A 12882-nucleotide genomic window follows, 5' to 3' on the forward strand; every position below is an offset into this window, starting at 1 on the left:
AGGGGTGGAATCCGAACCGGCCGCCTTCATCGATCGCACGTTGCGGGCGGAGGCGTCGGAATGGCGGACGTGGGCGGATGGGGATGCCTCCGTCGGCGGATTGGGCGTCTACGGCGCATCGGTCGGAGCGATCCGCGGCACCGTCCGCGATGCCCTGCGTCGGCATCGAGGTCTCTCGCATGACGACATCACGGCCCTCGCCGCCGAACTGTGGGCGGTGCCGGTGTTCGATCGCCGGTTCGCGGCGATCGTGCTGCTGCAGGGTCAGGTCGACGTGCTCACGGGCAAAGACCTCACCCGGATCGAGGGATTCCTCCGGGATGCACGCGCCGCGCGCCTCATCGAGCCGCTCACCCTCGACGTGGTGCGCCCCCTGCTCGCGCGGCTCGGCGGAGCCGAAGCCGACCGTGCGCAGCGCATCGTCGCCCGCTGGTCGATCTCCGACTCCGAGAGCCTCATCGTCGCCGCGGCCCTCCTGAGAGAGCCCGGCCGCCGGCCGACTCCGAGCGGGTGAGCCCATCGCCGACGAGGCATCGGCCCGGCATCCGCGCCGTCAGTCGCGCAGGAACTCCGGCCGCACCTCGGCGACGCCGTCGAGTTCGTCGCGAAGCTGCGCGACCAGTTCGAGCCCTCGCTCGTACCATCCCTCGGGCTCAGGATCGTCCACGCCGCGCGTCTGCCACGCCTCGTTCCACTCGTACAGCGAGGCGCTCAACTCCGGCGTCAGACCGAGGTCGGGTCCGGCGAGGTGGTACTCGTCGGAGAAGTTCTCCCAGAGCGGCCAGCCTCGGACCCACTCGGGGAACACCCGGATGAGCCGCTGCCCGTCGGGAAGGACGACCGGCTCGCCGAGGCGGTGGCGCGCCGCCAGATACCGGTCCTGCATCTGTCGTCGACGTCGCCACTCCCGTGCGGATCCGGGCGGATCGTTGTAGTCCATCCCCGAGAGCCAGATCAGTCCGCGCAGGCCGCGCGTGTCGTTCTCCACCAGCGCCAGCGACCAGAGCCGCTCGCCGCGCCCCGCGAGACCGTCGGCGGTCTCGAGCGCTTCCTCGACCGTGGCATCCTCGAGATCGAAGGTCTTCACGGCATTGCCGGCGCCCTCGAAGACGTAGATCCGGTAGCGGGCGTCATCCCGCTCCCAGGCGGAATCCCGCTCGTCGACCTCGGACCCGCGCATCCGGCCACCGTACAGCGGAGCAGCACTCAGCCGAGGCTGAAGCCCCCGTCGCTCGTGAGGACCTGACCCACGATCCAGCTGCCGGCGGAGGTGCTCAGCCAGCCGATGAGCTCAGCGGGATCGGCGGGCGCTCCGACCCTCCCGAAGGGGGTCTCGGCGAGGAACCGATCCATCTCCTCGAGCGACCGATCGGTCGTGTCCGGGTCGAGGTATCCCGTATTGACGGGTCCGGGGTTCACGGTGTTCACGATGATGCCCAGCTCCAGCAATTCGGCGGCGACCGTCGGCGTGAGACCGGCCAACGCCGCCTTGCTCGCCGCATACGCGACCTCCCCGCGCATCGGTCCGTGGATCTGCCCGGACGTCATCCAGAACACGTGACCCTGCGGCTCGGGGTACGGCTTCCCCCCGACGATCCGGTCGCCGGGCCGGCGCGGCGCAGAGGTCGTCGACGCGCGCAGGCGTGCGAACTCGGCGGTCAGCAGCAGCGTGGCGCGGGCGTTCACATCCCAAAACGCATCGAGCCGCTCGGGCGTCATGTCCAGGATGCTGCCGTCGTCGCCGCTCTTGGCGTGATTGCAGACGAGGATGTCGAGCGCGCCCGTGAGAGAGGTCGCTGCAGCGATCACCTCGAGGGCCGACCGCGGATCGGCGAGATCGGCGCCGACGTCGGCGAACCGGGCGTCGGGTGTGAGGGCGGATCGGATGCCGGACCTCACCGCCTCCAGGTCGTCACCACCCCACGGCTGGTCGAGGTCGTGCGGACGATGGTGATGGATCATCACATGCGCGCCGAGCGAAGCGAGCTTCGCGGCCACGGCGTAGCCGATGCCGCGACGGCGCGAGACGCCGGTCACGAGGGCGGTCTTGCCCGCAAGCGGCAGGGTCTGAGGTGCGGAAGCGTGCATGGTCGAGCCTTCCTTCACCCCCGCGAGAGGGTGAACCCATCCGGGTCGCCCGGCCGGGGCGGCCGCAGTCGCGGGGGCAGCGGCCACGGCACCACGAACCGCTCGCTGGCGGCCGACATGTCGCCGTAGTCCTCCGCCTTCACGACGATGCGGTCGGGCGTGACCTCCACCATCCGCACGCGCAGGGGCGCCACCCCCTCGCGCTCGAGCATCCAGGGGTCGGCGAGGAAGGCGAGACCGTGCGCCTCGAGTGCCGCCTCGGCCTCCAGCCAGTCGACGGATGCTGTGACCTCCCGCCCCAGCACGTCGACCGCCGTCCAGTCCTCTCCCGCCGCCTCAACCCCGTCCGCGGGCCGGATCCAGCCGACCAGCTCGCCGTCCTCGCGGCGGTGCGGGGTCCATCCGGACCGGTCGCCCGCGTCCGCGTCCATCAGCGCCGTCCGAACAGGTATCCGCGCTCGTCGTCGAAGCCGAGGACGACGAAGCCGTCCTCTCCCAGACCCCCGAACGCGTCGCGCACGCGGTAGCGCCACTCCAGCGCCTCCGCGGGGTCGGTGCGCCGAAGCAGCTCGATGTCGCGCGGCACCGCCACGCTCGTGACCACATCATTCTCGGACGGCACCGCAGCGGGGGCGGCGAGCGCCCACGACACCATCAGACGATCCGTCTCGTCACCGCGGTTCACGGCGTCATCCATCGGCCCGTAGTGATCGACGAGGTACTCCGTCGCTCGAGCTCCGAGCACGCGAAGGTTGAAATGGGCGTTGCGCGCCACGAGCGGGTCGAACGTCCACGTGACGTGCCCCACATCACGGGCGAGTGCCCATGCCCGCTGGTGCTGCTTGAGCACGCGCCCGAGCCCCTGCGAGCGATACCCCGCGAGCACGCCCGTGATGTGCGAGTGCATCGACCGCGCGGCGGGTGCGGCGAAGAAGGCGACCGATGCCCCGATGATCCGCTCGTCGTCGCCCGCCGTGTCGTAGAGCCCGACCGCGTAGTTGCCGGAGTGAGCGAGGGCCCGCAGCAGGTTCGGCGGCATGCCGCCGCGCTCGCCCCACACCTCGTCGAGGACGGCGGATGCCGCGAACACCTGCTCGATCGTCTCGAGCGGGCGGATCTCGATGCCGCGCGGCACGGCGACCGCCTCACGGGGGTCGAAAGCGGCATCGGGCGCAGGGCTGCTCATGCGCCCACCCTACGCGGCGCCCTCCAGGTAGCGGATGACCGCGAGGACGCGGCGGTGATCGTCGGCGTCGACCTGAAGCCCCAGCGCGTCGTAGATGTTCGACGTGTGCTGCACGACCGCCTTCTCCGTGAGAAAGAGCGCAGCGGCGATCGCCGCGTTGCTGCGTCCCTGCGCCATGAGGGTCAGCACCTCGATCTGGCGCGGCGTGAGCGCCGCGACCACGCCGTCCCCCCGGCTGGCCCGCGCCACGAGGACCGACGCGACCTCGGCATCCAGCGCCGTCCCGCCCGCGGCCACCCGGCGAAGATCCGCGGTGAACGTGGACACGTCCGCGATCCGCTGCTTGAGGAGGTAGCCGATCCCACCACGGCCGGGGGCGAGGAGCTCGGCGGCGTAGCGGCGCTGCACGTGCTGCGACAGGACCACGACCCCCACGCGGGGGTGCGCGTGCCGGATGCGCAGCGCGGCGACGAGACCCTCGTCGGTGTAGGTGGGCGGCATCCGGATGTCGGTGATGGCGAGATCGGGCTCATGCCGGGCGACCTCGCGTTCGAGCTGCTCGGCCGTCCCGACCGCGGCGACGACGGTGAACCCGTCTCCGGCGAGGAGGTAGCCGAGCCCCTCTCGCAGCAGCACTTCGTCCTCGGCGATGACTACACGCACGGCAGCTCGACCTCCACCCTCGTCCCGCCCCCGACCGGCGAGGTGACCTCCATCGCCCCGCCGAGCACGTCGACCCGGTCCGCGAGGCCGCGGAGCCCGGTGCCGCGGTCGAGCCGCGCGCCGCCGACGCCGTCGTCGTCGACCTCGATGCGGAGGCGCTCTTCCGCCACGGTCAGCCGCACGCCCACCTGGCCGGCGCGGGCGTGCTTCACCGCGTTCGCGAGCACCTCGGCGACCACGAAGTAGGCCGTGTGCGTCGTCGCCGGCCCGAGGGTCGCGCCGTCGATCTCCGCGACCAGCGTCGCGGGAACAGGCAGCCGGTCGACGAGATCCTCCGTCGCCGTGGCGAGACCCTGCTCGACGAGCGCCGCCGGGATCACCCCGTGGACGAGGCGGCGCAGCCCCGCCGCGGACTCGTCGATCCCGTGGCGCAGCCCCTCGAGCTCGGCACGCAGGGCCAGCGTCGCCTCCGGGGCGTTCGCGATCGTCTGCGCGCGGAGCGCGAGGAGCACGAGCTCGACCTGCAGCCCGTCGTGGAGGTCACGGGCGATCCGAGCGCGCTCGCGCACCTCCGCCTCGACCAGCCGCAGCCGCGAGCGCGTGAGCTGCTCGTTCGCGGCGAGGAGCTCGGTGGTGAGCCGCTCGCGGTCGATCGCGACGGCGAGGACCTCGCCCGCGCGGCGCACCTCCGCGGCATCCGCCGTCAGACGCGGGTCGTAGCCGATCGCCCCGACGAGGCGGTCCTCGACGCGGACGTCGATCCACGCCTGTCCGATCCCGTCCTCGCGCGACGCGGCCACTCCGTCGTCATCGACGAAGCCGCCCGTCGCGCTCGACCGGTAGACGACGCGCAGCGTCTCGTCGCCGAGCGTCGCGGCGAGCGCCCGCTGCACGGCGGGGCGCGTCGCGCCGCCGACCGCGAGCCACGCGCTCAGCGCGTCGAGCGGCGTCGTGCGGGCGAAACCGCCGCGCAGGATGCCGATGAGGAAGGCGATCGGGAGCCCCGCGATGAGGAGGAGCTGGACGATGAACGTGGTCTCCGAACCGGCGCCGAGGGCGCGCAGCACGAGCGGCGTCGTCGGGATGAGGAGCACGGCGAGGATGCCGTAGAGGAACAGCGGCAGGAGCACCCGCCGGTGACGGGGCTCCGCCCCGGCGAGGCGGCGGGCGAGCAGCACGGCCGTCACGGCCATGACCGCGATGCCGGCGACCGACTGGGCGAGGTTCACGGCGCGCACGGCACCGGCATCCGCCAGGTTCGCCTCTTCGAGCGTCGTCGTCACGAGGTCGCCGCCCACGGCCACGAGGTAGCCGGCGACGACGGTCGCGCGCGACAGCGCTCCGCGGAGCCGCCCGGAGGGGAAGGCATGCAGGAGGTGGACCGTCACGGCGAGCACGCTCGTCGCGAAGATGGACCCGACGACCGCGAGAACCGGTACCTGCATGTTCGCGGCGCCCCCGAGGAAGACCCCCACGCTCGCCACGACGAGGAGCGCGCCCATGCCGTTGGCCGGCCGCCGCGTCCACGCGAGGATGCCGGCCCCGAGCCACACCCAGAAGAGCGCCGTGAACGCGCCGACCGCCCATGCGGCGCCGCCCGCCCAGATGCCGACGGCGAGCTGCGTCAGGCCGAGCAGGATGCCGAGCGCCGCGACCGCTCCCAGCGCGCGCCCGAGCGAGCCGGCGGTGCCCCCGCGCAGCCGCGCCGGCGTCGGGCTCGTGGGCGGCGCGATGGGTCGCGGCGACGTCATGGCTGAAACCTACTCGGCACCGCGCCCGGCGGAGGAGACCTAGGTCCCTTCCGCCCCTCCTGCGCGCGCTTCTACCGTTTTCTCACGGGATCGACGAGGGGGATGCCATGACGAGGAACACCAGGATGCCGGGCGCGCAGCACGCACGACGCGTGGTGGCGACGACGCTCGCCGCCGCCGTCGTCATCGGGGGCGCGACCGCCTGCACCGGCGACGTCACGGCAGGCCCCTCGCCGGCACCGACGACCCCCATCGACGTCGGCACGGCGCCGAACCAGGATGCGATCGCGCTGTACACGGGCCGTGATGCGGCGATCGCCGCCGCGCTCGAGAAGCTGCCCGGACACATCGAGGACGCCCTGGAGCGCTCGAAGGTCCCGGGCGCGCAGGTCGCGGTGGTCTCCGGTGGGAAGACCGTGTACACCGGCGCATTCGGGGTGAAGGATGTGCGCACGGGCGACAAGGTCGATGACGGCACGGTGTTCCTCATCGCGTCGATGTCGAAGCCGATCTCGGCGACCGTCGTCGCGAAGGCGATCACCGACGACCCGAAGCTCTCCTGGTCGACGCCCGTGCACGACCTTCTTCCGTCGTTCGAGATGGGCGATCCGTACGTCACGGCCCACGCGACGGTCGGCGACTACTTCGCGCACCGCTCCGGCATCCCGACCGGCGGCGGCGACGATCTCGAAGACCTCGGATTCGACCGGGCGTACATCCTCGCCCACCTCAAGGAGATCCCGCTCGCCCCGTTCCGGACCACCTATCAGTACTCGAACTTCGGCCTGACGACGGGCGCCGAGGCGATCGCGACCTCCCGCGGCCAGACCTGGGAGCAGACCGCGAAGGAACTGCTGTTCGACCCGCTGGGCATGACGTCGACGACCTCGTCGCACGCCGACTTCCTCGCCATCGAGGATCGCGCGGTCCAGCACGCACGCCTCGGCGACGACGACTTCGAGCCGCTGTTCGACCGCGATCCGGATGCCGAGGCTCCGGCCGGTGGCGTGGCATCCACCGCGACGGACATCGCGAAGTGGATGGCGATGGTGCTGGCGGACGGCGAGCACGACGGCGCCCCGCTCATCGACGCGGCCCCCCTCACCGAGGCATTCTCAGCGCAGATCGTCAACTCGCACAACACCGCGCTCGACCAGCGCCCCGGTCACTACGGCTTCGGCATGAACGTCGGGTCAGCGGTGGGCGGCCGCGTCGTGCTCAGCCACTCCGGCGCCTTCTCGATGGGCACGGGGACGGCGGTCTCCCTGGTCCCGGACCTGGACCTCGGCATCACGATGCTCACCAACGGTGCACCGATCGGCGTTCCCGAGGCCGTCAACCAGGCCTTCCTCGACGACGTCATGTTCGGCGCGCAGACCCGCGACTGGGTCGACGCGTTCCGCGCACGTCTGGAGCCGTTCAACCACCCGGTCGGCGACCTCGCCGGGCAGACGGCGCCCGCGGGCGCGACGATGGGCGGCTCGGCATCCGACTACGTCGGAACCTACACGAGCCCTTATTTCGGCACCCTCACGGTGACGGAGTCCGGCGGCGCGCTGCAGGGCGCGCTCGGCCCGGACGGCGGCTACACCTTCGCGTTCACGCCGTGGGAGGGCGACACGATGGCGTTCGTACCGACAGGCGAGAACGCCCCGACGGGATCGCTCTCCTCCGCCGTCTTCACGCGGTCGGGGGGAAGCGTCTCGGGGGTGACCCTCACCTACTTCAACGGCTATCCGATGGTGGAGGAGCCGTCCGGGCTCGGGGTCTTCACGCGGGTCCCCTGAGATACGCCCGCAGCACCGCGGGGGCGGGCTTTTGTCCGGCGCCCTCCCCACGTGCCGGACGCCCCGCGCTCGTATCCTGGCGGCCACACCTCCAGGAGGACATCATGCCCGTGACCACGACGACCTCCGGCAGTCTGCCCCGCACACCCGCACTCATCGAGGCGAACGCCGCCCGCGCGCTCGCCGATGACGGTTTCACCCTGCGATCGACGCCCGAGTTCGAGGCGCTCACCGCCCAGGCCGTCGCCGACGTCGTCGAGCGCCAGCGCGATGCCGGCATCACGCTCGTCGGGGACGGTGAGTTCGGCAAGGCGATGTCGAACGCGGTCGACTACGGGGCGTGGTGGTCCTATTCTTTCCAGCGCGTCTCGGGGCTCGCGCTCACCGAAGCCGGCGCGTTCAGCGCGTTCAGCGCGGTCGACCCGCCGGTACGACGGTCCGAGCCCGGCGCCGTCCGGCTGACGAGCTTCCCCGACCGACGCGACCGGGTGCTGTTCCCCGACGTCTACGCGCAGGCCGTCGAGACGGGGCGGATCGCCACGGCGTTCCCGACCACCACGGGGCCGCTCGCGTACCGGGGACAGGATGCCGTGGCCTCCGACATCCGCAATCTCACCGCCGCCCTGCACGACGGGGAACAGGGGTTCCTCACGGCGATCGCGCCCGGATCCGCCGCGCGCGTGCACAACGAGTACTACGCGGACGACGAGGAGCACGTCTTCGCCTGGGCGGAGGCGCTCCGTGAGGAGTATCGGGCCATCGTCGACGCCGGGCTCCTCCTTCAGCTGGACGACCCGTCGCTCGCGGAGAACTACGACCAGATCAACCCCGCCCCATCGATCCGGGATTATCAGGAGTTCACCCGCATCCGCGTCGACGCGATCAACGATGCGATCGCGGGACTGCCGAAGGAGCAGGTGCGACTGCACCTGTGCTGGGGGTCGTGGCACGGCCCCCACACCACCGACATCGAGCTCGCCGACATCCTGCCGGTCATCCTGCAGGCGCGGGTCGGGTCGATCTCGTTCGAGGCGGGCAACGTCCGCCATGAGCACGAGTTCGGCGCGTGGGCGGACGCCGCCGTGCCCGATGACCTGGTCCTCGTGCCCGGCGTCGTGAGCCACGCGACGAACGTGGTCGAGCATCCCGAGCTCGTGGCGCAGCGCATCCGCCGGTATACCCACATCGTCGGCGAAGACCGCGTCATCGCGTCGACGGACTGCGGCCTGGGCGGGCGCATCCATCCCGACATCGCCTGGGCGAAGCTCGAGTCGCTCGGTGCGGGCGCGCGCCGCGCCTGATCGCGCAGCGGCACCCCGACACATCCCACCGGAGGGGCTGAGGGACGTCACGGCGTCGTTCGGCGCCCGGATCCGGCAGAATCGGGGGATGCCTCCTGCGCACACCGCCCAGCCGCCCGCCGACCACGCGTGCCTCATCGTGCACGGCAGCGACAAGCCCGGCATCGTCGCGGCCGTCTCGGCCATGATCACGCGGATCGGGGGGAACATCGTCGCCTTCGACCAGTTCTCCGACGACCACCGCGGTGGGGCGTACTTCCAGCGGGTCGTCTTCCACCGCCCCGACTTCGCCGCCTCGCGGCCGGAGATCGAGTCCGAGATCGCCGCGACGCTCGCCCCGTTCGAGCTGGACTGGTCGCTGACCGACCAGTCCGTGCCGAAGCGCATGGCGATCCTCGCGTCGAAGCAGGACCACTGCCTCCTCGACCTCCTGTGGCGCCACCGCCGCGGCGACCTGCCCGTGAGCATCCCGATGGTGATCTCGAACCACACGACGACGGCGGAGGATGTCCGCAGCTTCGGCGTGCCGTTCTTCCACGTCCCCTCGGTTCCGGGCCCGGACAAGTCCGCATCCGAGGAGGAGATCCTGAAGCTCCTCGTGGGCAACGTCGACGTCGTGGTGCTCGCGCGGTACATGCAGATCCTGTCGCCCGAGTTCCTCGACCGGCTCGGGGTGCCCGTCATCAACATCCACCACTCCTTCCTGCCCGCCTTCATCGGCGCCGAGCCCTACAAGAAGGCGAAGGAGCGCGGCGTCAAGCTGATCGGCGCGACCTCCCACTACGTCACGGGCGACCTCGACGAGGGGCCGATCATCGAGCAGGACACCGTGCGCGTCACGCACGCCGAGTCGTCGGCGGAACTCGCCCGCCGAGGGGCGGACGTCGAGCGGCAGGTCCTCTCGCGCGCCGTGCTGTGGCACGCGCAGGACCGGGTCATCCGGCACGGGAACCACACGATCGTCTTCTGAGCGACGAGTGCTGGTCCGTTCAGGGAACCCTCGGCCGGTGATCCTTCGAAGCGCTCGCCTCTCACTGGAGCCGATCTCCCCGGACCTCGCTCGGCGGATCGTCGCCCGGGAGGAGCGACCCGGAGACGATTGGCACCGCGAGTATCCCTTCGAGGATGAGCTGGCCCCGTTGTCGACCCTGTCGGCCGCGAAGCCGTCAACGACCCCTTTCACGATGTACCTGATACGAAGAGCTGACGACGGGCAGGCTGTCGGGGGCTTCGGCTTCTTCGGCCCACCCGGCGCGGCGGGTCAGGTCGAGTTCGGCTACGGTCTGGTTCCGTCAGCCCGAGGGGCGGGACTTGCGACGGAAGCGGTCCGCCTGGCCCTCGAACACGCCCCCGCGTGGGGCGCTCGCGTCGCTGTCGCAGATACGGGCGTCACCAACATCGCCTCCCGACGGGTCCTGGAGAGGAACGGCCTCGCGGATGTCAGCCGCGACGATGCGCTGGTCTTCTACCGTCGCGACTTCGCATCGCGATAGCCGATCTCGCGTGGGCAGTGCGCGGACCAGGGGCGGGACGGGCGACCCCTCTTGACGACTCACTTGTTTTTTGCAAGTGTGGGTCGCGTCCAGATCGGACGCCCACAGACCCGGAGGTCGCCATGCCCACGCTCTTCATCAACATGCCCGTGACCGACCTCGACCGCGCGAAGGCGTTCTGGGAGGCGCTCGGATTCGAGATCAACCCCGCCTTCACCGACCACAACGCGGCCTGCGTGATCATCGAGAAGGACCACAGCTACGCCATGATCGTGACCCGCGAGTTCTACCAGACGTTCACCGACCTCCCGCTCGGCGACCCGGCCAAGAACCCCACGAGCGGCACCTCGATCTTCGTCGACAGCCGGGAGGAGGTCGACGCAGCCGTCGCTCGCGGCATCGCCGCCGGCGGCCGCGAGGCGCAGCCGGCCGCGGACTACGGCTTCATGTACCAGCGGAACGTCACCGACCCGGACGGCAACATCATCGACTTCGGCTGGATGGACCCCGTCGCCGCCGAGCAGGGTCCCGCCGCCTACATGGAGTCTGCCGGCATCGACCCGCACGCCGAGCAGAACAGCTGACCCGGGCGAATGGCCGCGCGCGAGTACGGACAGTACTGCGGCGTCACGCGCGCCCTGGAACTCGTGGGCGAGCGGTGGGCGCTGCTCATCGTGCGCGATCTGCTGGTCGGTCCGCGGCGATACGGAGAGCTCGCCGCGGGCCTTCCGCGCATCCCGTCGAACATCCTCGCGGCACGGCTGAAGGAGCTTCAGGGCGCGGGGATCATCCGCCGCGCGCCCCGCTCGCGCATCATCATCTACGAGCTGACGCCGTACGGTCGCGAGCTCGAGCCCGTCGTGCTGGCGCTCAGCGCGTGGGGATTCCGGGCCCTCGACGAGCCGCGCGACGAGCAGGTCGTGACCCCGGACGCGATGACGATCACGCTGCGCTCGGCGTTCCAGGCGGATGCCGCGGCGTCCCTCCCGCCCACGCGCTACGCCGCGCGGATCGGCGCGGCGGAGCTCGACGTCCGCGTGAGCGGCAGGGCGCTCGCGATCGCGCGCGGCGCCGCCGAGACGGCCGACCTCGCGTTCGCCGCGGGTCCCGGCATCCGCCGGCTGCTCTCGGGGGAACTGGCGGCGCAGCCCGCCATCGCCACGGGGGAGATCGAGCTCCTGCACGGCCCGGCCGCGCTGCTCGACCGGTTCGCGCTCACCTTTCGCGTCGCGGCGTGAGGCCCGGCCGGTCTCGATCCGGTCGAGGCGGGATGCCGGGGCTTACGCCGCGCGACGCGAGCGGGCGCGGCGCACGAGCGAGCCGATCAGCCGCCACCCGATGAGGAACAGAAGCAGGACGATCGAGGCCACGATGACGAAGGCGATCTGGACGCCCTGACCGCTCGCCGCGCGCAGCAGCATCCCTCCGGCGACGGTGATCGCCCAGACGGGGGCTCCGGTGCGCAGCGGCGCCGCGGGCGCCCGCCAGGCGAGGGTGACCGCCCACCCGGCGGCGAGCGCGACGAGGAACGGCCACGCCGTGATCCCGAGTCCGCCGAGGACGTCCTCGGCGTGGCTCGCGCGGCCGATCGCTGCGAACACGGTCACCAGCACGATGTCCAGGAGCGCGGCGCCCAGGATCAGTCGCGGGCTCGGCGTGGCGTGGGAGGCGGAGGTTGGCGCAGAGGGAGAGGCGGATGCGGCGTTCAGAAGACGTACTCCATGAGGTCGGCTCCCAGCGCGCGGAAGGCGTCGTGTGCGCGCAGCCGGTGCGCGATCGAGAGGTCGTCGAAGCCGATGAGCAGGGCGTACGCGACGCCCCCGCCGGGCCCCGCGAGGATACCGGCGTCGGCGCGGATGCCGTCGCCACGACCCGTCTTGTTGACGAACAGCATGCGGTAACGGTCGTCTTCGTGCGCGAACGGGTCGAGGGCGGTGGCGGCGCCGACCAGGGCGAGGTCCTGGTTGAGGTTGAGCCACTCCCCCACCTGCGCGCTCACGGCGGGCGACACGATCTGCGCATTGACGATCGCGGTGAACAGCTCCGACATCTCGCGCGCGCTCGACAGCGCGACCTGGGGAGCGTCGTCGGGGCCCCGCTCATCGCGGAAGCCGTCGATGAGCGCGGTCTTGCTGAGCCCGATGCCATCCATGCGCGCGCGGACGGCGCCGAGCCCCACGCGGCCGAGGAGGACGTTCGCGGCTGCGGCGTCGGAGGCGGCCGCAGCGAGCACGGCGAGGTCGGCGACCGGCAGCGCCGGCGCCTTGAGGTGCTGCCAGACACCGGCCACGCCCACCGGGCGGATCGAACCGCGGTCGAGGATCTCGAGCGGGTCGAGCTGCCCGAACTCGATCTGGGCGGCGACCTCGATGAGGAGCGGCACCACGCCGAGGCCGGCCACCGGCACGGTCAGGTGGTCGTCACCCGTCAGCACGTCCTCACCGGTGTCGAGGTCCGCGACACGCACCGAGACCTGCGCCCCCGCCGCGGAGAGCACGTCGAGCGCCTTCAGCGTGCCGATGAAGGACCGATGGCGAAGCGATGCGCGGCTCGGTGGCCGCTGCGGCTCCGCGCCGGTCGCCTCGCGCCGGCTGCGGCGGCGCGACGCCGCGC

The 12882-nt window shown here is 71.7% G+C and carries 15 protein-coding genes; 7 read left to right on the top strand and 8 right to left on the bottom strand.

The annotated features are described in order from the left end of the window. Positions 1-4: 4 nt before the first annotated feature. Entirely contained in the window at positions 5-514 is a 510-nt protein-coding gene (locus J0P97_RS15250) for a DNA alkylation repair protein (RefSeq protein ID WP_215488646.1), read from the top strand. A 39-nt stretch (positions 515-553) separates the two neighbouring features. On the opposite strand, the gene J0P97_RS15255 is transcribed toward J0P97_RS15250, so the two are convergent. Genes J0P97_RS15255 through J0P97_RS15280 form a run of 6 tightly spaced genes read right to left on the bottom strand, consistent with a single transcriptional unit; the run spans position 554 to position 5688 of the window. Continuing rightward, complete coding sequence (locus J0P97_RS15255; RefSeq protein WP_215488647.1) at positions 554-1180, bottom strand: hypothetical protein; 627 nt, start codon at positions 1178-1180, stop codon at positions 554-556. A 26-nt stretch (positions 1181-1206) separates the two neighbouring features. Next, positions 1207-2088 (bottom strand): SDR family oxidoreductase, encoded by an 882-nt coding sequence (locus tag J0P97_RS15260; RefSeq protein ID WP_215488648.1) that lies wholly within the window; start codon positions 2086-2088, stop codon positions 1207-1209. 14 nt (positions 2089-2102) lie between these two features. Further along, positions 2103-2519, bottom strand: a complete 417-nt coding sequence (locus tag J0P97_RS15265) for a hypothetical protein (protein WP_215488649.1) — start codon at positions 2517-2519, stop codon at positions 2103-2105. After that, the gene (locus J0P97_RS15270; protein ID WP_246540656.1) at positions 2519-3274 is read right to left on the bottom strand and encodes a GNAT family N-acetyltransferase; all 756 of its coding nucleotides are present in this window, start codon (positions 3272-3274) and stop codon (positions 2519-2521) included. The genes J0P97_RS15265 and J0P97_RS15270 overlap by 1 nt, the downstream gene beginning before the upstream one ends. Positions 3275-3283: 9 nt before the next feature. Then, on the bottom strand, positions 3284-3937 hold the full coding sequence (locus J0P97_RS15275; protein ID WP_215488650.1) for a response regulator transcription factor: 654 nt from the start codon (positions 3935-3937) through the stop codon (positions 3284-3286). Further along, positions 3928-5688: a sensor histidine kinase gene (locus J0P97_RS15280; protein WP_215488651.1), complete on the bottom strand. Its 1761-nt coding sequence runs from the start codon at positions 5686-5688 to the stop codon at positions 3928-3930. The genes J0P97_RS15275 and J0P97_RS15280 overlap by 10 nt, the downstream gene beginning before the upstream one ends. 107 nt (positions 5689-5795) lie before the next feature. Here J0P97_RS15280 and J0P97_RS15285 point away from each other — a divergent pair, with 107 nt between their 5' ends. The 6 genes from J0P97_RS15285 (at position 5796) to J0P97_RS15310 (ending at position 11507) form a co-directional block, all read left to right on the top strand. After that, entirely contained in the window at positions 5796-7475 is a 1680-nt protein-coding gene (locus J0P97_RS15285) for a serine hydrolase (RefSeq protein WP_246540657.1), read from the top strand. 104 nt (positions 7476-7579) lie between these two features. Continuing rightward, entirely contained in the window at positions 7580-8776 is a 1197-nt protein-coding gene (locus J0P97_RS15290) for a cobalamin-independent methionine synthase II family protein (protein WP_215488652.1), read from the top strand. An 88-nt stretch (positions 8777-8864) separates the two neighbouring features. Continuing rightward, on the top strand, positions 8865-9746 hold the full coding sequence (purU, locus tag J0P97_RS15295; RefSeq protein WP_215488653.1) for a formyltetrahydrofolate deformylase: 882 nt from the start codon (positions 8865-8867) through the stop codon (positions 9744-9746). Positions 9747-9783: 37 nt separating this feature from the next. Then, entirely contained in the window at positions 9784-10269 is a 486-nt protein-coding gene (locus J0P97_RS15300) for a GNAT family N-acetyltransferase (protein ID WP_215488654.1), read from the top strand. Positions 10270-10391: 122 nt separating this feature from the next. Beyond that, entirely contained in the window at positions 10392-10853 is a 462-nt protein-coding gene (locus J0P97_RS15305) for a VOC family protein (protein ID WP_215488655.1), read from the top strand. Positions 10854-10862: 9 nt separating this feature from the next. Beyond that, positions 10863-11507 carry a winged helix-turn-helix transcriptional regulator gene (locus J0P97_RS15310; protein WP_215488656.1) on the top strand — a complete coding sequence of 215 codons (645 nt, stop codon included), beginning with the start codon at positions 10863-10865 and terminating at the stop codon, positions 11505-11507. A gap of 42 nt (positions 11508-11549) precedes the next feature. Here the strand turns inward: J0P97_RS15310 and J0P97_RS15315 are convergent, their stop codons facing one another. Then, complete coding sequence (locus tag J0P97_RS15315) at positions 11550-11978, bottom strand: DUF3054 domain-containing protein (RefSeq protein WP_372449726.1); 429 nt, start codon at positions 11976-11978, stop codon at positions 11550-11552. Then, on the bottom strand, positions 11975-12882 hold a 908-nt coding region (locus tag J0P97_RS15320; protein WP_246540658.1), incomplete at its 5' end, for a serine hydrolase. The genes J0P97_RS15320 and J0P97_RS15315, both read right to left, overlap by 4 nt.

The organism is Microbacterium flavum (assembly GCF_018717645.1).
Lineage (GTDB): Bacteria > Actinomycetota > Actinomycetes > Actinomycetales > Microbacteriaceae > Microbacterium > Microbacterium flavum.